Here is a 21,044-nt window from a genome sequence, read left to right as displayed (position 1 = left end):
GATCTCAGACGCCGTAGAGGACGATCTTGTGGCCCTGGCGTGCCCAGCGGCCGCTGGCCGGACGCATGCCGGCCTGGCTGCGCGCGGCGCCCGGCGCCTGGCTGCCGGCGTCGTTCTGCGTGGCGACCTGGCTGCCCGCACGCGCCAGCAGTCCGGGCGCGAACTGGCGCGCCGCGGCGCTGGCCGCCGCCTGGGCGATGGCGCGCGGATCGCCCGAACCGCGTGCCTGGGCCGCGCGGTTGACGGTATCGGCGGCCAGGCGCACGAATTGCTTGGCGCCCTCGAATTCGCGGTCCTCGTTCGATGACGCTTCCGCCTCCAGGCCCAGCGCGCTGCCGGCGGCCGAGGCCAGGCCGCTGCCGATCTTGGCGCCCAGCGGGCCGCCGAAATAACCGCCGATGGCGCCGCCAGCCAGCGGAATGGCTTTCTTCGCCACACCCTTGAGCACGCCGCCGATGGCCTGGCCCACGGGCGACTTGATGATGCCGCCCGCCACGGAGGCGGCCTTGCGCAGGAAATTGCCGAGAAACTGCTCGAGTTCGGCCTCATTACTGACCGACAACAATTCATTGGCCAGCTCCATTTCTTCCGCCTCGGAAAACATGGCGTTCGAGCCACCCTCGCCGCTCCACTCGCCCTGGCCAAATTCGAACTGTTCCGCCTCAAAGCCCGACATCTCCTGCCCATATTCCAGGGTCGTACGATCTATGTCATGCATGATGAACTCCTAAAAGTTGAAACCTCAGTTGACCCTACCGTGCCGGATGGCATGACCACCCGGCTAACCATCGAGCACGACGATGTGCCCGCCTTCGCGGCGCCAGTAGCCACCGTCCCGCCCCGGCCCTGGCGTTTGCGCCGCATGCTTGAGCAAGCCTGGCGCCAGGGTGCGCGCCGCTTGCAGCACTGCCGTTTCCACCCGCGCCGCCGGCGTGCGCGCGGCGGCGGCGCGCCCTTGCTGCGCCAGCTCCGTATTGACGGCGTCGATCAGATGCACGACATGGCGCGCCAGTTCGAATTCCTTGTCTTCCGGACTCAATCCTTCCAGTTCCATGCCGAAGATGTGTGCGGCACGCTGCTTGAGCGCCTGCGCGGAACCGCCATGCAGGGGCAGCATGGGCGCCACCACCCTGCCCAGCAGCCGGCGCAGCGGTCTTTCCAGCGGCGTGCCGCGCACCTGCCGCCCCGCCACCGTGCCCGCCAGCTGGCGCGCGAGGAAAGCGTCGAAGCGCCCCGGCGCCTGCACTTCCAGCAGCTGCGCGGCCAGCGCCAGTTCATCCTCGTGCTGCAAGGGCAGCGTGTCCGGCGATTCGGGCAATTCCATTTCGGGACGGTAGGCAAGCAGGCGGCTGGTCATGGCAGGCTCCGGCAAAACACAAGGAAGGCACGCGGCCCATGCCCTGTTATCGCAAGGGCCGTGCCAGCAGGGAGTCGGGGGAATGGAGGGCGCGGCGGCGAACGGCATTTCGCCGATGGCGTAAAAACCATGGTTTCCGGCGAAGCTATTTTCGCTGTGTCCATGAATTTTTAAACAAGCTTAATGCGAGGGAATTTTTACGTCATGCATCGACCACAAGTAGGCGTGCACGCAAAAATATTTTTCCATTTACAAAAAATAAAGTTCCCTCAAATTGAAGCCATCATCCTGCAACTTCGTCAAAAAACTTATCAATTTAAAAGATGGACAAGACATAAATATTCTTTTGAGAACGCACTTCCAGTAAGTAAGCTCTACAATTACGAGGTCAGAATTTGATTGCCATAAAGAAACTAAATGACCTTCCCTACTTTGCGCCGCTTATTCGCAGCCGTAACACTCCTGAGTTTGCTTGCCGCCTGCGGCGGTGGTGGCGACAGTCCGGCCACCCCGGTACAGAAACCCGATGTCTCGGTGGTGCCACCGGCAACGGTGGAACCGCCCGCCACGGTGGCGCCCCCGGATGTGACGCCGGGCGAGCCGGCAGTCCCCGGGGAAACCGTCCCGCCACCACCGTTGACGATCCCGCCCGCCGGGCAGGCGACGACCTTCACGCGCCAGCAGGCGTCGCGTTTCCTGGGCCGGGCCACGTTCGGCCCGAATATGGCGGCCATCGATGCGCTGGCCGCCAGCGACAGCGACGCCTGGTTCAAATACCAGTTTTCCAGGCCACAAACCTTGCATCGCAAATATATCGATGCGAAGTTTCCACCGGCGGGCGCGACGGCCGGCAAGGCCCTGCCGCAGGATTTCTATGAAACGTTCTGGCAGCAGGCCGTGCGCGGCGACGACCAGCTGCGGCAACGCACGGCATTCGCCTTGTCGGAAATTTTTGTCATTTCCACGCAAAACGAAGCCGTGTGGCCGCACACGCGGGGTGTTGCCAGCTATTACGACATGCTGGGGCAACATGCGTTCGGCAACTTCCGCGCGCTGCTGCAAGGCGTCGCCACGCACCCGATGATGGGGCTGTACCTGTCGCACCTGCGCAATCAGAAGGAGTCGGCGACGCGTACGCCGGATGAAAATTTCGCCCGCGAAGTCATGCAGCTCTTCACCATCGGCCTGTACCAGCTGAACGCGGACGGCAGCTTGAAATTGTCCGGAGGCAAGCCCATCGACACCTACTCGCGCGACGACGTGAGCGGCCTGGCGAAAGTGTTTACGGGTTGGAGCTGGGCCGGGCCGGACCAGGGCGCCACCCGTTTCAACGGCAGCGTTGCCGACCCGGACCGCGACTGGAAACCGATGCAGAATTACGCAGCCTTCCATTCCACCGGTGAAAAACGTTTCTTGGGAGTCAGCATTTCGGGCGCCACCAGCGGCGAAGCCGACCTGGCGCAAGCCCTCGACACCCTGTTCAACCATCCGAACACGGGGCCCTTCTTCGGCCGCCAGCTGATCCAGCGCCTCGTCACCAGCAATCCCAGCCCCGCCTATGTAGGCAGGGTCGCCGCCGCATTTGCCAACAATGGCGCGGGCGTGCGCGGCGACATGCAGGCCGTGCTGCGCGCCGTGCTGCTCGATCCGGAAGCGCTGGCCCCGGCCGGCACGACCTTGCGCACGGGGAAGCTGCGTGAACCGCTGGTACGCCTGGGCAACTGGATGCGCGCCTTTAACGCCAAGGATGCCGCCTCGCAATACCGCATCTATTATCTGAGCGATCCGCTCACGGGCCTGGGCCAGAATCCCATGAATGCGCCATCCGTCTTCAATTATTTCCGTCCCAGCTATGTGCCGCCCAATTCGCCGCTGGCCACTGCGGGCCTGGTGGCGCCGGAAATGCAGATCACGGCGGAGCCGTCCGTCACCGGCTATCTGAACTTCATCCAGGATGCCATCAGCGGCGGCGTGGGAGAAAGCGCCGAGGTAAAGGCGGACTATGCGGCCGAACTGGCCCTGGCCGACCAGCCGGCAGCCTTGCTCGACCGCGTTGACCTGCTGCTGTTGGCCGGCAACATGACGACCAAGCTGCGCGGCACCATCCTGTCCGCCGTCAACAGCGTGCCGATTCCGGCCGCCAACGGCAGCAATGCCGCACAAGTCAATCTCGCACGAACCTACCGCGTACGCCTGGCCATCTTCCTGTCGATGGCCTCGCCTGAATACCTGGTCCAGAAATAAGGAAGCCGCATGTCCCAACTCCCCCCTTTTTCCCGCCGCCGCTTCCTCGGTTCCATGCTGGGCCTGGCCGGCAGCACGGCCGCGCCATTCGCCCTCAACCTGGCCGCCATGGGCCAGGCCGCCGCCCAGTCGGCCGATGACTACAAGGCGCTCGTGTGCCTGTTCATGGCTGGCGGCAACGATGCCTTCAACACGGTGCTGGCGACCGATACGCCTTCCTGGAATGAATACCTGCGCCTGCGCAACACCGGCAGCAATGATTCGATCCACCTGCCCGCCGTCGGCGCAGCCGGTGGCGTGCTGCCCATCGTGCCGGCCACCGCGCAAGCGGGGCGCAGCTTTGCCCTGCATCCTGCGCTCGGCCCGCTGAAAAGCCTGTTCGATGACGGCCGCGCCGCCGTCGTCGCCAATGTGGGCACCTTGATCCAGCCCGTCACCCTGGCGCAATACAAGGCGGGCAGCGTGGCCTTGCCGCCCAAGCTGTTTTCGCACAACGACCAGCAATCGACCTGGCAGTCGGGCTTGCCGGAAGGCGCCAGCGTGGGCTGGGGCGGTCGCCTGGGCGACCTGGTGGGCACCGGCAACAGCAACACCATGTTCACGGCCGTGTCCGCGGCATCGAACGCACTGTTCCTGAGCGGGCGCCAGGTGCGCCAGTTCCAGGTGGGCCAGTCCGGTGCGGTGCCGATTCGCAATATCAACCTTGGCGGCAGCCTGTTCGGCACGGCGCAGGGACCGGCCGCCTTGCGCGAAATCATCACGACGGCCGGCAGCGACATGATGGAACAGGAACATGTGGCCATGATCGAGCGCGCCATCTCCAGCCAAAGCATCCTCAGCGGCGCCATGCTGCCGGCCGGCCCGGGCGGCGTGCCCAATCCCCCGCCCTATGTCAATCCGAACACGGGCGCGTCCGGCGCCAATCCGCTGGCCGTGCAATTGCAGACGGTGGCGCGCATCATCGGCGGGCGCGGCCCGCTGGGCGCGAAACGCCAGGTGTTTTACGTGACCTTGGGCAGTTTCGACACGCATGACCGGCAAAAGGCGCTGCATGCCGACCTGATGGCGCGCGTTGCGCATGCGCTCGCGTATTTCGACACGGCCCTGGCCGCGCTGCAGGGCGCCGACATGCGGCGCCAGGTGACGACGTTCACGGCGTCGGACTTCGGCCGCACCTTCAGCAGCAATGGCGACGGCACGGACCACGGCTGGGGCGCGCACCACTTCGTCGTCGGGGGCGCCGTGAAGGGCCGCGACATCTACGGTGCCTTCCCCGCCACGGGCGTGGGCCATGAACTCGACGTCGGCTCCGGCGCCCTGCTGCCCACCACGTCGGTGGACCAGTACGGCGCCACCCTGGCCAGGTGGTTCGGCGTGGCCGACAGCCAGCTGGCCAGCGTGTTCCCCAACATCGGCAACTTCAGCCGGCGCGACCTGGGTTTCATGGCCGCCTGAGCACTCGGCGCCTAGCCGTTGACGGCGATGCTCAGGGTAACGACATAGCCATCCGTGGCGCTGCCCGTCACCGTGGCCATCTGCAGGCTGGTACCGTCGCTGAAGACGTTGTCGGTGGCATAGCTGATCTGCGCCAGGTTGCGCACGCTGGCCGTGTAGCCGCTGGCCGTATAGGCCTCGTTCAATGTTGCCATCGGGAACGTGAACTGCGACGTCTTGATGCGGTTCGCGGCACTGGCCGCCTTCGCCAGGCTGGGATAGACCTCGACATGCACGTGCGGCATGCGTCCTGCGTAGCAGCCGGGAAAGATGGTTGTAAAGCTCAGCTTGCCGGCGCTGTCCGTTTCCTGCACGCCGCGCAAGTAATTCTGCGCCGTCACGCCGCTCGAGTACAGCGAATACAGGCCGTCGCGGTCGCAATGCCACAGGTAAATGGCGTAGCCGGCCAGGCTGGCGCAGCCGCCGCTGGCGTTGAGCAATTGCAAGTTGATGGTCAACGGCACGCCGGCCGCCACGCCCGTGGCGCCGTTGAAGCTGGCGCGGATGTCGCTGCGCACGACGCCCAACTGGTTCAGCACGTTGACGATGCTGCCGCCATGCGTGTTCGTGCCGTCGGCAGGATACGGCCCGCCCGTTTCCTCGGGGATCACCGCGCAGGCGCCCGTAGCGGGGACGGTGGGCGTCGCGACCGTGCCTGCGCCGCTGCCGGCCACGGCCGTCGTGCCGGCGTCGGAACCGCCGCCGCAGCTGATCAGAGGCAAACCGGCCGCGCCCGCCAGCAGCCAGCGCAAGACCTGGCGCCGCTCGGCCGCCAGCGCAGCCATCATTTCGAGGTCGGATGCCAGGCCGTGGTCATGTAAGTCCATAAATACTCCATCAAGTGGGGCAAGCCCGCCAATGCCGGGTTCAGGCTGGCGCACAGGAACAGGGCTTGCATGGCCCGTTCCGCGAGCGCTTTCCTGACAGCAAGGGCGAACTGGCGTTCCATGGTTCAGGCCACTGTATCGGGCAGCCTAGCGCTGGCGCGCAGCCGGCTGGACGCGTTCAACGGCCTGGCCGCGTGGTCCGGGGCCGTCTTCGCGCTGCCGGGCCAGCTGCTGGCGCTGTTCCGGCGTCAGCACGGCCAGCAATTGCTGGTCCAGCCGCGCCTGTTGCAAGCTGATCTGCGCCATCGCCTGGGCCGCCGTGTTCGCCAGCGTGGCGGCCCTGGCATCGTCATAGGCGGATGAGGCGGCCAGTTCGCGCAGCTGCTCATGCGCCTTGAAGGCGATCTTGTGCTGTTCGCGCAGCAGCGGCGCCTGGGCATAAGTGGCGGCGAAGACCTTGTCCTGCTGCGCTTCGCTCAGCTCGACGCCGCGCAGGAATGGCGGCAAGCCCGCCCCGGGACCGTGGCCGGAGCCGGGGCCGGGACTGGGGCCGGAACCGGGACCGCGTCCGGCTCCCGGCGGCGCGCCCTCCATCGGATGCGGCGGCGGGCCGTCGGAAGCCGTCGCCTGCTGGGCCAGGGCGACGAGCGGCATGCTGCAGGCCGACAGCAGCAACAGGGAGACGACTATGCTCAGGTATTTCATGGGACATTCCTTTCGTGGCGATCAGCCTTGATTGTCGGCGTCCGCCATGTAAAGCAGCGTTAGGGCGGCGTAAAAGCGTGTAAAGGAATGTAAGCAGGCATGTGGGCGGCAATGGTCGCAGGAACGGGCGCGCCGGCATGTAAAAGTGGGTAAAACGGCCGTGAACACCCGCGTTTGGCTGCTATCATCGGGCGATATCCACCGAAAAAGTACAGGCATGAGCAAGGTTTTGTTAATCGACGACGACGTCGAGCTGGTCGGCATGTTCCAGGAGTACCTGACGCAGGAAGGGTTCGACGCCAAGGCCGTGCACGACGGCGAAAGCGGCGCGGCCGAAGCCCTGTCGGGCAAATATGCGATCGCCATCCTCGACGTCATGATGCCGCGCATGAATGGCCTGGAAACGCTGCGCCGCATCCGCGCCGGCAGCACCCTGCCCATCCTGATGCTGACGGCGCGCGGCGACGACACGGACCGCATCGTGGGCCTGGAACTGGGCGCCGACGATTACGTGACGAAACCATGCACGCCGCGCGAACTGACGGCGCGCATCCGCGCCATCCTGCGCCGTGCGCAGGCGGCGCCGCACGACAACGGGGGCACGGCGCCGCTGACCGTGGGCCAGCTGACGATGTGGCCGGAGCAGCGCCGTGCCGCCTGGGCCGGCACGCACCTGGAACTGACGAGCACGGAATTCAACCTGCTGGAAGTGCTGGTGCGCCACGCGGGCAAGCCCGTGAGCAAGAATCAATTGTCGGAACTGGGCCTGGGGCGGCCCATGGCCCGCTTCGACCGCAATATCGACGTGCATTTGAGCAGCCTGCGCCGCAAGCTGGGCAGCCTGGCCGACGGCCGTTCCTGCCTGCAAACCGTGTACCGGCTCGGCTACCAGCTGATCAAGGAGTAAGCCGTGGGCCGATTGTTCTGGAAGTTTTTCCTGTGCATCATGCTGGCCCAGGTGACGGCCACCATCGGCATCGGCGGCACCTTCTGGCTGAAAAACCGCGCCGCCCTGCAGGAACGGGCGCTCGACATCGACACCAGCCCGCCCGCGCAAATGGCCATCGAAGCGGCCAGCGCCACGCTGGAAGCGGGCGGCAGCGGGGCCCTGCGCCAGTTCCTCGGCAAGATGGAGCGGCTGCGCGTGTTTGCCGTCGATGCGCAAGGGCACGAATTAATGGGACGCAATGTCCACCCCGCCATGCTGCTCAAGGCGCGCACCTTGCTGGCGCAGCCGCAGTCGCATCCCGTGGTGCGCGAGGCGGGCGGTAGCGACGGCAAGCGCTACCTGCTGTTCCTGCCCTCCTCCGAACGCTTCCGCAATGCCGAGGCAGGCGCCGCGCGCGATACCCTCAATGCCGTCACCATGAGCGGTCCGCGCGGCATGCCGCCAGGGCCACGGTCAGGCGCAGCAGGCGCCGCGCCGCCCCGCCCGCAGTTCGAACGGGGCCCGCCGCCCGGCCCGCGCCTGGACAGTCCCTACCGCACCTTCATTCCCCTCGCCGCCGCCATCGCCGCCAGCCTGCTGTTCGCCTTCCTGCTGGCCTGGTACTTTGCCCGTCCCATCCGCGACCTGCGGCAAGCGTTCGAGGCCGCATCGCATGGCGACCTGGCGCCGCGCTTCCACGCCAGCGGCAAGCGCGGCGACGAATTGACGGACCTGGGCCGTGATTTCGACCGCATGACGGGACGCTTGCGCCACCTCATGGATAGCCAGACGCGCTTGCTGCATGATGTCTCGCACGAGCTGCGCTCGCCGCTGGCGCGCCTGCAGGCGGCCATCGGCCTGGCCCACCAGCAGCCGGAAAAGATGGCCGCCTCGATGCAGCGCATCGAACGCGAAAGCGAGCGCATGGACAAGCTGATCGGCGAACTGCTGACTCTGTCCCGGCTGGAAGCGGGCGCCGCGCAGGGGGGCGCCGCGCAACCGCACAGCGAAGACGTCGCCATCGCCGACCTCGTGCACGATATCGTGGCAGACGCCCGCTACGAGGCCGGGGCGCGCCAGGTGGCCATCGCGGTGGCGGGCGACGCGGCCAGCGCCGACGCCATGGTCACGGGCCAGCCGGAATTGCTGGCGCGCGCCGTGGAAAATGTCGTGCGCAATGCCGTCAAGCACAGCCCGGACGGCGGCACGGTGGACGTGGCCATGTCGCGCCAAGACGATGACAGGCAGGCAATGCTGCGCATCGCCGTTCTGGACCGGGGGCCGGGCGTGGCCACGGCCGACCTCGCCAGCATTTTCGAACCGTTCTTCCGCGCCAGCCCTACCCGGCACAGTACGGATGGCCATGGCCTGGGCTTGGCCATCGCCCGGCACGTGATCGGCGCCCATGGCGGCCGCATCGGGGCCAGCCTGCGCGACGGCGGCGGGCTGTGCGTGGAAATGCTGCTGCCCGTGAAAACGCCAGGCTGACCATCGAGGCCAGCCTCGCGCAGGGGATGGCCAGCCGCCCTGTTACGCCTGCGTATCGATGATGCTGCCCAGGGTGGACGAGGCCGATGCGGCCGGGCTGGTGGCCGTATCGGCGCTGCCGGCCGCCTGCGTGCTTTGCTGCGCAGCCTTTTGCGCGGCGGCGGCCTGCAACTGGGCAATTTGCGCCTGCAAGGCCTGGATCTGCTGCGCCAGCTGCTGCTGCAGCTTTTGCGACGCTTCCGTCTGCTCGCCCTTCTGCGACTCCGTCAATTCCTTTTGCGCCGCCGTGATCTGCTTTTGCAGCGCCGCGATTTGCGAGCTGCCGCCCGAACTGCCGCCACTGGCCGCGCTGACCGCGCCGCCTGTACCGATTGCCGCTACCATGATGCCTCCTGTGTGTGTCGATACCAATGTTAACGGCACGGGCAGGTGCGCATGTAGTGGCGCGCGTGTAAAGCCAGGTAAAGACGCCGCTCCGGCGCACGCTTGCCTCCCGGCATGCAAAACTGGCACACTGGGGCTTCCCTTCCTTGGCCTTGATCAATGATGACGATATCCTTGCTGCCCGCCCTGCCCGACTTCCTGCCCCGCCTGCGCTGCGGCGTCATCGAGTTTCCCGTCCATCACATGCGCGGCGGCACCTCGACGGGCCTGGTCTTGCACGCGGCGTCCGTGCCGACCGACCTGGCCTTGCGCGAGGAATTGCTGCGCCACCTGATGGGCGCGCCCCTGTCCGGCCAGTTGCCGGGCAACCGGCAAATCACGGGGCTGGGGCGCGGCGCACCGACCAGCAATAAAGTCTTTCTTGTCGAAGTGGAACAGCATGCGGGCCAGCCGCGCCTCGTCAGCACCCTGGCGCAACTGGCTGGCGGCCATGCCGGGATCGACTGGAGCGTGAACTGCGGCAATATGTCATCCGCCCTGCAACTGTGGGGCCTCGATAGCGGCGTCATCGAGGCGCTGGCCATCGGCCCGCACGCCATCGACATCCGCAACACCAACACGGGCGTCATCACCACCTCGCGCATGGCGCGCGAGCCGGACGGCAGCTTTGCGGCGACCGGCATACCCGGCGTGCCCGGCAGCTTTCCCCGCGTCGATCTATTCCTGCAGCAACCCGTGGGCGCCAAGACGGGCAAGCTCTTACCGACGGGCAAGGCGCAGGATAAGGTGCTCGGCTACGACGTCTCGTGCGTGGATGTGGCCGTGCCCATGGTCATCGCGCTGGCCAGCCAGTTCGGCAAGACGGCGCGCGAGTCCATCGCGGAACTGGAAGCGGACGCGGCTTTCATGCACACCATCCGCCAGGTGTGGAGCGCGGCGGGGCAACTGATGGGCTTGCGGCGGGGCGATGGCCAGCCGATGAGCCTGGATGAACTCGGGCGCAGCGAAACCATCCCCAAGTTCTGCATCGTGGGGCCGGCGTCGGGAGAGGGAAATATTGCTGTACGTTACTTTACGCCGCAGGCGGGCCACGCTTCGCTGGCCGTCTCGGGCGGCTGCTGCCTGGCGGCCGCCTGCCTGATACCAGGCACGGTGGCGCACGCCATGGCGCGCGGCTTGCCGGCCGTGGGAGCGAACGAGGCGGAAATCGCGGTGGGCATAGAAAATCCGGCCGGCATCCTGGACACCGGCATCGTGGCGCGCCAGGATGACGATACACTGGCCATCTGCAGCGCGGCTTACCGGCGCAGCACGCAAATCTTGCTGCGCGGCCATGTTCCGCTGTACCAGGCATCGCCGCAGCTGAAAGCCTGGCTACTGAAACAGCTTTAAGCAGACACAAGGCAGGACTGGCGCCTGCCCGCCGTCGCTCAGGTTTTTGGCAAGGTGACGCCGACCTGGCCCTGGTACTTGCCGCCACGGTCCTTGTACGACGTTTCGCATACTTCATCGGATTCGAAGAACAGCACTTGCGCCACGCCTTCATTGGCGTAGATTTTCGCCGGCAACGGTGTCGTGTTGGAAAACTCCAAGGTCACATAACCTTCCCATTCCGGTTCGAACGGCGTGACGTTGACGATGATGCCGCAGCGCGCATAGGTGCTCTTGCCCAGGCAAATCGTCAGCACATTGCGGGGAATGCGGAAATACTCGACAGTACGGGCCAGCGCGAACGAGTTCGGCGGGATGATGCAATAACCCTTGCCCGACACGTCGACGAAGTTGTTCGCGTCAAAATCCTTGGGATCGACGATGGTGGTATTGATGTTGGTAAACAGCTTGAACTCGTCGGCACAGCGGATGTCATAGCCATAGCTGGACGTGCCGTAGGACACGATGCGGTTGCCGTCGCGTTCCTTGACCTGGCCCGGCTCGAACGGCTCGATCATGCCGGTTGTTTCCGCCATGCGGCGTATCCATTTATCGCTTTTAATCGTCATCGCAGGGGCATCTTTCTAGAATATCGGAATGGCTGGGGCGGCACGCCTTGAGCAGGCGCGGCCCGGATGGCAGGATTTTACGCGAAAATCCACCGCCGTTGGCCATTGCCCCCTGAAAATCATTGCCAATAGTCTAGTGTTTCGCCAGCAACGCAGCGATCATCTCGCGCACCACCTGCGCCGTCAGCTCGGGGTTTTCCATCGGGAACAAATGGCCGCCAGGCACCTGGCGGAAAAACGGACCGACCAGCTTGCGCGTGGCCGTCAAGCCCGCCTGGCGGCATTCCACCGATGCCGTGCCGCCGATAAAGCCGATCGGTACGGACAAGCCATCGCGCACGAGGCTGCCGATATGGTGCGGCAAGCTGCGGTACACATCCGTTTCCACTTCGCGCGTGAAGCGCAGCTGCACCCCGTCCGGATGCGGCGCCAGGCCGCTGGCGATGTAGTCGCGCAAGACTTGCGGCGCCCAGATGGCGAACATGTCCTTGGCCGCGAAGTGCTCATACGCGGCCTGCGCATCGGGCCACAGCTTGCGCCGCTTGGCGGAAAAGCGTGCCGGCGAGAAGCGTTCACCGAGCGCCGTGTTGCGCGCCAGGCGCACCAGCAAGGCGCGCCAGCCCGCCACGACGGGCGAATCGAGCAAAACCACGCAGCGCACGAGATCGGGTCGCCGCTTGGCCACCATCACGCTGAGCATGCCGCCGAGCGAGTGGCCGACGAGGATCACGGGGGCCGTGTAGCGGCGCTCGAGGTCGTCGATATACTCGCGCACCAGCTCGGGCCATCCCGTGCTGACGGGATACGCGGGGTCGTGCGCGTGCATGTCGAGGGCCTGTACCTGGAAATACTGGCCCAGCAAGCCGAACAGCTTGCGGTAAGTGCCGGCGGGATAACTGTTGGCGTGGGCAAAGTGCAGCTGCGGGAGTGTCATCGTGGGGCTGGGCCGGTAAATGCGATAGGCAATTGTAATGGCAGCCCGGCAAGACGTATCAGAGGAAGGCCTCTAATTGCCGCTGCGCCACGGCCATGCCGGGCACGAACGAGGCCAGCACTTCGCCCAGCTCGGTCATCGATTCCACCACGCAAAACGCGCCGTCAAACGCGTGGTGACGGTTCATCTGGTTGCGCAGGACGATGCACTCCAGGCCGGCAGCGTTGGCGGCGCGCAAGCCGCGCGGCGAGTCTTCCACGGCCACGCAGTGGGCGGCATCCAGGCCCAGGCGCTGCAAGCCCAGCAGATAGCCATCGGGCGCCGGCTTGCTTTCCAGGTACATTTCACGCGTCAGCACGAAGTCGAAATGCCCGCGCAAGCCCGTGGTGGCATGGCTGATCTCGAAATGTTGTTCATATGCACTCGTGACGACGCCCATCGCGACATGCGGACGCAAGGCTGCCAGCACCTGTTGCACGCCAGGCAGGGCCAAGCGGCGCGCCTGGCGCAAACGGTCGGCAAACAGCCGCTTGCGTTCCAGGCGCAGGCGGTCGACCAGTGCGATATCGTGGCCCTGCCCCAGCAGCACATGCCAGGCGCCATAGTTATTGTCCAGGAACCAGTCGAAGAACTGCTTCGGCGTCAGGTCTATGCCGTAGGGCAACAGCAAGTCGCGGTTGCTTTCATAAAACAGCTGTTCAGTATCGACCAGCACGCCATCGTTGTCCCACAGCACACCCTGGATGGTTTTCATGGCGAGGTTCGGCTTAAATGCTTACTTAAACTGATTACTTGAAGAAAATGTCGTAGGACAGCTTCACGATCAGCAACACCAGCAGCACGAGGAAGAGGATGCGCACGAAGGCGGCGCCACGGCGCACGGCGATCCACGTGCCCGTCAGGGCGCCCAGGATATTGCACACGGCCATGGGTGCGGCTACGGCGTAGACCACGTGGCCGGCGGGAATGAAGAAGGCCAGCGCCGCCACGTTGGTGGCGATATTCACCAGTTTCGAGCAGGCCGAAGCGAGGATGAAATCGAAGCCGAAGACGCGGATGAAGAGGAAGATCAGGAAACTGCCCGTGCCCGGCCCGAACAGGCCGTCATAAAAGCCGATGGCGCCGCCGATGACGATGGCCAGGATGCGTTCGCGCCCGCCGATGGGACGCGCCTCGCGCGTGGTGCCGAAATCCTTCTTGATGAAGGTGTAGATGGCCATGATGATGATCAATACGAGCACCATCGGACGCACCACCTGCTGCGGCACATAGGATACGGCGGCCGCGCCGATGAAGGACATGATGAAGGCGCTGGCCACGGCCGGCAGCACCAGCAGCCACGGGATATGCACCTTGCCGACAAAGGAGCGGGCCGCGAACGTGGTGCCGCAGGCCGACGCCAGCTTATTGGTGCCCAGCAAGGAGGTGGACGCCATGTTCGGCATCAGGTTGAACAGGGCCGGCAGCTGGATCAGTCCGCCCCCACCCACGGCGGCATCGATCAGGCCGGCAAAGAAGGCAAATAAACACAGCAGCGAAATGGTCAACATGATAGGCAGCAGGAAATGGGCAACAGGGGCAGTATAGGCGCAGGGCATTTTTCTGGATGCAACTTCATATTGCGGAAAACGCAATCAGGCGTAACGCTTGACGGAATGCGCCCCGTGCGGTCTACTGGCCTCTTTTGCTACCGGGGCCGTACGATGTCGATGAAACTGATGTGGGAAATCCGCGCCTTCTGCACCGTCGTCGAGAAGCGCAGCTTCATCCACGCGGCGCGCATGCTGGGACGCTCGCCGTCGGCCGTCACGCGCGCCATCCAGTTTCTCGAGGACGCCATCGGCGCCGAGCTGATCCTGCGCACGCAAAAACAGTTTACCCTGACGACGGCCGGCGAAACCTATTACGCATCGGCCAAGCACTTGCTGGAAACGCAGGCCGAGGCGGAAGATCAGCTGGCCGAGCTGAGCAACTCGCCGCAGGGCTGGGTGCGCCTCTCGGCGCCGGAAATTCTGTCGCTGGGCTTTTTGCCGAAAGTGGTGGCGCAGTTTTCGCGCGATTACCCGAACGTGTCGGTGGACATCCATTTTTCGGACAAGTCGATCGACCCCATCCAGGAAAAGCTCGATTTCGCCATCCGCGGCGCCTTTCCCCAGTCCAGCGAACTGATCGGCTATCCCCTGTGGAATTACCGCCGCTACATGTACGCCTCGCCCGACTATATAGCCCGCATGGGCGCGCCCGAAGAGCCGGAAGAGCTGGCCGGCCATGACGTCATCATGCATTCGGCGCCGCGCATCCTGCGCGACTGGCACTTCGTCTCCGGCGAACGCAACGTGCGCTACCAGGTGCAACCGCGCTTCCGCTTCACCTCCGGCATCGCCACCTTCCAGGCGGCCCTGGAAGGCGCCGGCATCGTGCGCCTGGCCAGCTGGCTGGCCGAGCCCGCAGTGGCCGCCGGCACCCTGCGGCGCGTCTGCACGGCGTACCGGCTGACTTCGTCAAAGGAGCTGGACCCCAGCATCCACGCCGTCTACGGCACCTCGCGCATGGCCAAGGGGGCGCGGCTGTTCCTCGAATACGTGCGGCAGCGGGGACTGGACATACCCGATGAACGCATAAGTTAGCGACTATTCCGCGACGATCGCATCGCTATACACGGCAAACTCGGCGCCATCGCAGACAAACCCGGTCACCTCGCGCATGCCCAGCCGTGCATGCGCGCGCAGCGACGCCAGATTGTCGCGCCGGATAAACAGCACGGCCTCCGCACCCTGTTGCTGCTCGCGCAGGGCCGCATACAGCAGCGCCAGCAAGCCCTGCCCCCGTTCCGATTCCGCAATGCAGACGGGGCCGTACACATAGGCGCCCTTTCCTCCCGCGTACGCGGCCAGCATGGCCAGCACTACGGGCGCCTGCGCGGTGGCTGTCGCCGCGCTGAACAGCACGCCAACGACCGGCCCATCGGCCACGCGCCGCGCCACGATGACGGGCGATAGCCCATCGGCCATGGCCGCCACCTTGTCGCGCGAAAACTTGCCCGTCAGGCTACCGCCGTGCGAGGGAGAGTTGGCTTGCAGCAGGGAGGTGATGGCGTCGATGTCGGCGGCCTGCGCCGGGCGGACAAGGTAAGTTGTGCCGGGGTGCGTCATTCATGCTCCTTGCTCATCGCGGCGGCTGGCCCGGCGCGTCCAATCATGGCGGCTATTTTTTCACGTAAACGGCCAGCGGCGCATGCAGCACCCAGGCGACATCGTAGAGCGGCGCCTCTCCCCGAAATGAAATCGCGACCAGGGTAAGCTGTGCCAATGTGCCGTGAGCAATAAACGTCTCCACATAGCCGTCGGAACCAACATGGTGGTAAGCCACCTCCTTCGCTTTCGTTGACGGAGCTTCCCCGACAATCGACAGCCCCTGGAATTGAAAAATCAGCGCACAACCTTTTCTTTCCGCCTGTTGTGCCGCGCCTTGCAATTCCTGGGAAAGCGTAACGTAGGTAAAAATGCCCTGCAGTTGCTGCGAGTTCACGATGGCCTCGGCCGTTGCCACGTCGGTCACATGAAATAGATATGGATGTTGCTGGCGAACGGCGTCAGTCTGCCGCCCCCGCAAGTCAAACTGCCGGGACGTCGCCTGCGTACTCTGCGAACGAATCCGCTCCTCGAAGCCGAGCTGCGGCATAGCCGCTTCCTTCTTCCACCAGTTAAACAGCGCCATCCTTATCCTTTCAGCATCATCAGGCAGCGCCGCGCGCCGCTACGCTCGCCATCATAGAGAGATATTGCATTTAACTCAACGAGCTGGGCAATGCGCGCCTGGCCCTACCGCCCCTGCCAATACCGCGGCCGGCTGGCCCGGTACTGCGTCACGGCGATACCTTCGCCAAACTCCAGCACCAGCGCCCCTTCCACATCCGTGCGCAGCCGCGTGATCCCCATCGCGCCATAGCGGGCATACACCTGCGCCTTCGGATGTTTATAGCGGTTGCGGTGTCCCACCTGAAAGATCGCCAGGGTCGGATGCACGGCGTCCAGGAATGCCTGCGTGGAAGACGTGCCGCTGCCGTGATGCGGCGCCAGCAGCACGTCGGCCGCCAGTTCACCTTCTGCAGAGCGCGCCACCAGCTGCGCCTCCTGCGCCGCCTCGATGTCGCCGGCCAGCAGGATAGCGTGCTGGCCGGCCGTGATTTTCACGCTGCAGCTGCGGGCGTTAGGCTTCAAGGCGATGTCGTCGTGGCTGGCGGGCAATGGATGCAGCATGGCGAAGTGCACGCCTTCCCACGTCCAGCTCTGGCCCGCGACGCAGCGCAGGTAGGGACGGCCAGACTGCCGCCGCGCCTCGATGGCCGGGTGGCCGCCGGACAGCGACGAAGCGAGCCAGCCCACATGGATATTTTCCAGCAGCGACATGGCGCCGCCCGCATGGTCAAGATCGCTGTGCGAAATGATCGCGCCATCGAGACTGGCAATGCCGCGCGCGCGCAGATACGGCACGATGACGCGGCTGGCACCGTCCGATTCCGGGCCGTAGGCTGGCCCCGTGTCGTACAGCAGGCGGTGGCCGTGCGTTTCCACCAGCAGGGCCATGCCTTGTCCCACGTCAAACGCCGTCACCCACAAGCGACCCGGCGGCGGGCTGGACGGCAAGGCCGTCAGCAGCGGCAGCCAGCCCAGCATGCCCGCCCAGCGGTGCGGCCATCCGCGCGGCGCCAGCAGCCACAGGGTGCCGAACAGCGCCCAGCAAAAGCTCCACATCGGCGGCGCGGGTGCCGTCCACACGGCAAAACGGCGCGCCCCCAGCCAATCGAGCACCTGCGCCAGCATCTGCACGATGGCATGCGCCAGCAACAGCAAACCATCGGACAGCGGCGCTGGCAGCAGGCTGCCCGCCAGCGACAAGGGCGTCACGATCAGGCTGATGACGGGGATGGCCAGCGCATTGGCGACAGGAGACACCAGCGACACTTGCGAGAACAGCAGCATCGTCAGCGGCACCAGTCCCACCGTCACCACATATTGCGTCTGCGCACCGAGCGCCACGGCCGCGCGCAGGCGGCGCCAGCGGCTCGCCTGCGCCGGCATCGGCGCCGCGGTGCGTCCCACGCCAGCGTACAGCATGGTGGCGACGGCACCGAACGACAGCCAGAAACCAGGCCACAGCACGGCCCAGGGGTCGAGCAGCACGACCGCGCCCAGCGCCAGGCACAGCACGTGGCCTATGCTGGTGATGCGGCCCAGCCACAAGGCCAGCGCCACCACCATCAACATATATAAGGTGCGCTGCGCCGGGACGCCGAAGCCGGCCAGCAGCACATATAAAAACGCAGCCAGCGCGCCGGCCAGCGCCGCCACCTTTTGCGCCGGCAGCCGCAACGGCAGTTGCCAGCCAGTAAAAAACGAGCGCCGCCACAATGCGCCCGCAGCCAAGGCGAACAATCCCGCGATCATGGTGATGTGCAAGCCCGAAATGGAGATATATGGGCCATGAATACACTAGGCCAGATTTGTATTCATAGACCACTTATTCTTACAAATGGTCTATGAATACATTATTCAGGGGGTGCACCATGATGTGTCCACTGGCGGGACTTTAGCGCCTCAGCGCGAAACCAAAGTGGGCGTCGGGCCAAGCGCGGTTAGCAATGCACTCCTCTCTGTCGAGTCTTTCATTGATTTCCAGTACACCTTTAACGGTAATGGATTCCCTGCTAGATGGGTAGATAACTCGTCCTTTAGACTCTCTATTGCAATAATTGTCCCATGCAACTTCGTTCCATCGAAAACGATTGCAATACCTGGGATCGCACTCAATTGTTCATCTTCTCTTAGCAACCTGAGATGTGCGCGAAAATTTGTCTCTGGATTACGCCACTCATCGAATTGGAGATGCGAAGTTATCTCTTCAATGATTCCCCGTTTGCTGAGTTTAAGTTCCAGTCCTTTCAGGACAGCTACGAGAAACACACCAAGTATCGTTTGCGATATGACACGCCCAAGCTCCGCAGTCTCGCTGCCAACTAACGTCCCTTGATGTACTACACTGTTGCGCGCTTTTTGAAGAACAAGAATCTCTTCACGCATAATCTTCGCGTGCCCTTCAATTTTGAATTTATCGAAATCTATTTGTCCATATGTTTTGAGAACGGCGGTTAGCAGGCCCCCGACACGATCAAAGCCATTGTTTCGAACGACGAGGCTTGAAATAAGCGTTGCAACAGATTCGTTGTGCACCAGTCCATATACCACCGGTTCCAGCAGCGTAACTTTGAGCCCTAACTCAATAGCCGCCGTGAAGAAGACTAGTGCCGAAGAAGGCGATAATTCCTGCACTTTTTCTGCTTCGCGATGTGTGTTAAAAGCAGCGATAGCGAGCGTCGGATTATCTACGTAATAGGAACGCAGTCGATCAAAGGTAAACGCGTTAATAGCATCTTCGGTTATTTCATCGACTAGATCCGCATACCATTCGTCTCTTGCGTCTTCATCTGGAGTGTTCAATGTGTGACCTCTTCGTTCTCAACAAGAGCTAATAATCAGACAACGGTCGCCGAAAGCTAAAAGTTGATTATTTGCAATAAATCAGTGTACGATTTTCGAAAGGCTGGATAAGATTGTCTTGTCGATTTGACAAACAAATAGGAGATTTACCATGAACGCAGCCACCGACAAAAAGCCAACCGTCGCCCTCGATAAGAAGGCCTCCGCACCCGATACCTCTTCGCCATCGGCGGACACCTCGCAATCCAGCGCGACCATGCAGCCAGAAAAATCCGTCGCCGACAATCTGCGCGATGCCATTAAGGCCCTCGACGCTGAACGTACTGAACTGGTTAAGACCACCATCGAGAACATCAAGCCCGGCAAGCCATTCGATTCGAGCATTGTCCGCGAGATCAATAAGCTGGAAACAAAGAAAAACCGTCTGATCGTCGCTCGCTTCGCATCATTGCTGAAGAAGAGCGGCCCGGAAGTGCAAGCCATCGTCCACCAGATCATCGAAATCTGACCACTGACAGCGGCGGCGATCACCGAAGCGCAAGCTTCAGTGTCGCCGGCTTCAATGGCTCAAGTTTGCTCAGCACAAAACAGGCAAGCCCAGCTCATTGAGAAACACATTATGTTTGTCCCGTGCTGTTTCAATCTTTTGCTCCAGCGTGGCTAACTCGGCATTCACCGCCTGCAAATCGATTTCGTCCTCCGCAGTCGCTGTGCTGATGTAACGCGAAATATTCAAGTTGAAATCATTCCTCTCGATTTCCTCCATCGTCACCCGGCGGGAATAGCGATCTTCTTCCTTTCTGAATTGATAGGTAGAAACAATCTTCGCGATATGATCATCAGTTAATTTATTCTGGCGCTTACCTTTTTCGAAATGTTCACTGGCATTAATAAACAATATATCATCAGGTTTTTTGCATTTCTTCAACACCAGAATACACACAGGGATGCCGGTAGAGAAAAATAGGTTGGCGGGCAAGCCAATTACTGTGTCGATGTTTCCGTCTTTGAGCAGTTTGCTGCGGATACGCTCTTCTGCGCCACCACGAAATAATACTCCGTGCGGAAGAATGATCGCCATGGTGCCTTCCTTCCCCAGGAAGTGGAAGCCATGCAGCAAGAACGCAAAATCCGCTGCTGATTTTGGCGCAAGGCCGTAGCTTTTAAAGCGGAAGTCCTCTCCCTGCGCTTCGGTAGGTTCCCAGCGGTAGCTGAAAGGCGGGTTAGCAACCACGGCATCGAACTCCAGCTTTTTCGCCGGGTTCATTTCATTCAAGATATCCCAGTCGTTTAACAGTGAATCGCCATGGTGAATCTCGAACTCAGAATCTTTCACCCCGTGCAGCAACATGTTCATGCGCGCCAAGTTGTACGTGGTGATATTGGATTCCTGCCCGACAATTTTACCAATGCCGTGCGCACCCATTTGTTTGCGTACATTCAATAACAGTGAACCAGAACCGCAGGCAAAGTCCAGAACCCGGTTGAGTTTCTTCTTTTTACCGGTGGATGGGTCTTGACTGTCGAGCGTGACGATCTTCGACAATATCGACGACATATGCTGCGGCGTATAAAACTCGCCCGCTTTTTTTCCCGAACCGGCGGCAAACTGGCCGATCAGGTACTCATATGCATCCCCCAACACATCGCTGTTGGTAGAGAATTTTGCTACGCCTTCGGCGATTTTGCTGATAATGGTGCAAAGTTTTTTGTTGCGCTCGACATAGTTTTTCCCTAGCTTTTCTGAGTCGAGATTGATTTCGGAGAACAATCCGCCAAAGGTACTTTCAAAGGATTCATTTTCGATGTATTTGAAGCCCTTCTGAAGCGTGTGGAGCAGCTCGTCATCCTGCGTTCGTGCTAGTTCAGCGATGCTACTCCACAGATGGGCAGGCTCAATCACATAATGCACCTTGCGGCGCATCTGTTTTTCAAATTCAACAGTATCATCTTGATTAGTGGCATACCAAAGCGATAAAGGCGCACGTCGGTCGCCGGGCTCCAAAACAGGGTAATCACTGCCCAATTCTTTTTTTGCTGCCAGCTCGTAATTGTCGGAGAGATAGCGTAAAAACAAGAACGATAACATGTAATCGCGGAAGTCATCGGCATTCATCGCACCGCGCAAATCATCGGCAATTTTCCAAAGGGTATTGCCTAATTCTTTTTGGTCTTGTTCAGTCATG

20 protein-coding genes and 1 pseudogene are annotated in these 21,044 nt (G+C 62.7%); 7 read left to right on the top strand and 14 right to left on the bottom strand.

The genetic code is table 11. The features are described 5' to 3' along the window. Positions 1 to 4: 4 nt before the first annotated feature. Together AC1RDJ_RS04885 and AC1RDJ_RS04880 are read right to left on the bottom strand one after the other, a co-directional pair. Positions 5 to 718, bottom strand: a complete 714-nt coding sequence (locus tag AC1RDJ_RS04885) for a hypothetical protein (protein WP_493026672.1) — start codon at positions 716 to 718, stop codon at positions 5 to 7. Between the two features lie 63 nt (positions 719 to 781). Then, positions 782 to 1,357 carry a hypothetical protein gene (locus AC1RDJ_RS04880; RefSeq protein ID WP_493026670.1) on the bottom strand — a complete coding sequence of 192 codons (576 nt, stop codon included), beginning with the start codon at positions 1,355 to 1,357 and terminating at the stop codon, positions 782 to 784. Between the two features lie 417 nt (positions 1,358 to 1,774). Between AC1RDJ_RS04880 and AC1RDJ_RS04875 the strand changes: the two genes are divergently transcribed. Both AC1RDJ_RS04875 and AC1RDJ_RS04870 read left to right on the top strand, forming a co-directional pair. Beyond that, the gene (locus AC1RDJ_RS04875; RefSeq protein WP_493026669.1) at positions 1,775 to 3,601 is read left to right on the top strand and encodes a DUF1800 domain-containing protein; all 1,827 of its coding nucleotides are present in this window, start codon (positions 1,775 to 1,777) and stop codon (positions 3,599 to 3,601) included. A 9-nt stretch (positions 3,602 to 3,610) separates the two neighbouring features. Beyond that, positions 3,611 to 5,056: a DUF1501 domain-containing protein gene (locus AC1RDJ_RS04870; RefSeq protein ID WP_493026667.1), complete on the top strand. Its 1,446-nt coding sequence runs from the start codon at positions 3,611 to 3,613 to the stop codon at positions 5,054 to 5,056. A gap of 11 nt (positions 5,057 to 5,067) precedes the next feature. Here the strand turns inward: AC1RDJ_RS04870 and AC1RDJ_RS04865 are convergent, their stop codons facing one another. After that, positions 5,068 to 5,922, bottom strand: a complete 855-nt coding sequence (locus AC1RDJ_RS04865) for a dioxygenase family protein (RefSeq protein ID WP_493026666.1) — start codon at positions 5,920 to 5,922, stop codon at positions 5,068 to 5,070. A 147-nt stretch (positions 5,923 to 6,069) separates the two neighbouring features. Beyond that, on the bottom strand, positions 6,070 to 6,627 hold the full coding sequence (locus tag AC1RDJ_RS04860) for a Spy/CpxP family protein refolding chaperone (protein WP_493026664.1): 558 nt from the start codon (positions 6,625 to 6,627) through the stop codon (positions 6,070 to 6,072). A gap of 217 nt (positions 6,628 to 6,844) precedes the next feature. Between AC1RDJ_RS04860 and AC1RDJ_RS04855 the strand changes: the two genes are divergently transcribed. Together AC1RDJ_RS04855 and AC1RDJ_RS04850 are read left to right on the top strand one after the other, a co-directional pair. After that, the gene (locus AC1RDJ_RS04855) at positions 6,845 to 7,534 is read left to right on the top strand and encodes a response regulator transcription factor (protein WP_071323271.1); all 690 of its coding nucleotides are present in this window, start codon (positions 6,845 to 6,847) and stop codon (positions 7,532 to 7,534) included. Between the two features lie 3 nt (positions 7,535 to 7,537). Continuing rightward, the gene (locus AC1RDJ_RS04850; RefSeq protein WP_493026662.1) at positions 7,538 to 9,043 is read left to right on the top strand and encodes a sensor histidine kinase; all 1,506 of its coding nucleotides are present in this window, start codon (positions 7,538 to 7,540) and stop codon (positions 9,041 to 9,043) included. Positions 9,044 to 9,085: 42 nt separating this feature from the next. Here the strand turns inward: AC1RDJ_RS04850 and AC1RDJ_RS04845 are convergent, their stop codons facing one another. Then, positions 9,086 to 9,427: a FlxA-like family protein gene (locus AC1RDJ_RS04845; protein ID WP_493026661.1), complete on the bottom strand. Its 342-nt coding sequence runs from the start codon at positions 9,425 to 9,427 to the stop codon at positions 9,086 to 9,088. A gap of 159 nt (positions 9,428 to 9,586) precedes the next feature. Here AC1RDJ_RS04845 and AC1RDJ_RS04840 point away from each other — a divergent pair, with 159 nt between their 5' ends. Further along, positions 9,587 to 10,819 (top strand): PrpF domain-containing protein, encoded by a 1,233-nt coding sequence (locus AC1RDJ_RS04840; protein WP_493026660.1) that lies wholly within the window; start codon positions 9,587 to 9,589, stop codon positions 10,817 to 10,819. Positions 10,820 to 10,857: 38 nt separating this feature from the next. On the opposite strand, the gene dcd is transcribed toward AC1RDJ_RS04840, so the two are convergent. From dcd to AC1RDJ_RS04820, 4 genes are all read right to left on the bottom strand, one after another. Then, a complete protein-coding gene (dcd, locus tag AC1RDJ_RS04835) occupies positions 10,858 to 11,427 on the bottom strand; it encodes a dCTP deaminase (RefSeq protein WP_034755486.1) in 570 nt (189 codons plus the stop codon). Positions 11,428 to 11,560: 133 nt separating this feature from the next. Further along, a complete protein-coding gene (locus AC1RDJ_RS04830; protein WP_071323268.1) occupies positions 11,561 to 12,361 on the bottom strand; it encodes an alpha/beta fold hydrolase in 801 nt (266 codons plus the stop codon). 58 nt (positions 12,362 to 12,419) lie between these two features. Next, positions 12,420 to 13,115, bottom strand: coding sequence for an HAD family hydrolase (locus AC1RDJ_RS04825; RefSeq protein ID WP_493026659.1), 696 nt, complete (start codon positions 13,113 to 13,115; stop codon positions 12,420 to 12,422). Between the two features lie 34 nt (positions 13,116 to 13,149). Beyond that, positions 13,150 to 13,911 carry a sulfite exporter TauE/SafE family protein gene (locus AC1RDJ_RS04820; RefSeq protein ID WP_071326384.1) on the bottom strand — a complete coding sequence of 254 codons (762 nt, stop codon included), beginning with the start codon at positions 13,909 to 13,911 and terminating at the stop codon, positions 13,150 to 13,152. A 153-nt stretch (positions 13,912 to 14,064) separates the two neighbouring features. On the opposite strand from AC1RDJ_RS04820, the gene AC1RDJ_RS04815 reads away from it, so the two are divergent. Further along, positions 14,065 to 14,988 (top strand): LysR family transcriptional regulator, encoded by a 924-nt coding sequence (locus tag AC1RDJ_RS04815; protein ID WP_493026658.1) that lies wholly within the window; start codon positions 14,065 to 14,067, stop codon positions 14,986 to 14,988. 3 nt (positions 14,989 to 14,991) lie between these two features. Here the strand turns inward: AC1RDJ_RS04815 and AC1RDJ_RS04810 are convergent, their stop codons facing one another. The 4 genes and pseudogenes from AC1RDJ_RS04810 to AC1RDJ_RS04795 form a co-directional block, all read right to left on the bottom strand. After that, entirely contained in the window at positions 14,992 to 15,513 is a 522-nt protein-coding gene (locus AC1RDJ_RS04810) for a hypothetical protein (protein WP_493026657.1), read from the bottom strand. Positions 15,514 to 15,565: 52 nt separating this feature from the next. Beyond that, complete coding sequence (locus AC1RDJ_RS04805) at positions 15,566 to 16,078, bottom strand: hypothetical protein (RefSeq protein WP_493026655.1); 513 nt, start codon at positions 16,076 to 16,078, stop codon at positions 15,566 to 15,568. A 104-nt stretch (positions 16,079 to 16,182) separates the two neighbouring features. Further along, a pseudogene (locus AC1RDJ_RS04800) lies at positions 16,183 to 17,835 on the bottom strand (DNA internalization-related competence protein ComEC/Rec2); the annotation flags it as partial. 123 nt (positions 17,836 to 17,958) lie between these two features. Beyond that, positions 17,959 to 18,858, bottom strand: coding sequence for a hypothetical protein (locus AC1RDJ_RS04795; RefSeq protein WP_493026654.1), 900 nt, complete (start codon positions 18,856 to 18,858; stop codon positions 17,959 to 17,961). 151 nt (positions 18,859 to 19,009) lie between these two features. Between AC1RDJ_RS04795 and AC1RDJ_RS04790 the strand changes: the two genes are divergently transcribed. Further along, the gene (locus AC1RDJ_RS04790) at positions 19,010 to 19,366 is read left to right on the top strand and encodes a hypothetical protein (RefSeq protein ID WP_493026653.1); all 357 of its coding nucleotides are present in this window, start codon (positions 19,010 to 19,012) and stop codon (positions 19,364 to 19,366) included. Positions 19,367 to 19,435: 69 nt separating this feature from the next. On the opposite strand, the gene AC1RDJ_RS04785 is transcribed toward AC1RDJ_RS04790, so the two are convergent. After that, the gene (locus tag AC1RDJ_RS04785) at positions 19,436 to 21,043 is read right to left on the bottom strand and encodes a type I restriction-modification system subunit M (protein WP_493026652.1); all 1,608 of its coding nucleotides are present in this window, start codon (positions 21,041 to 21,043) and stop codon (positions 19,436 to 19,438) included. Position 21,044: the final 1 nt, after the last annotated feature.

It is taken from the genome of Janthinobacterium sp. GW822-FHT07H10, assembly GCF_058798675.1.
The sequence above is the reverse complement of the archived record's forward strand: the minus strand, read 5'-3'. Positions and strand labels throughout refer to the sequence as shown.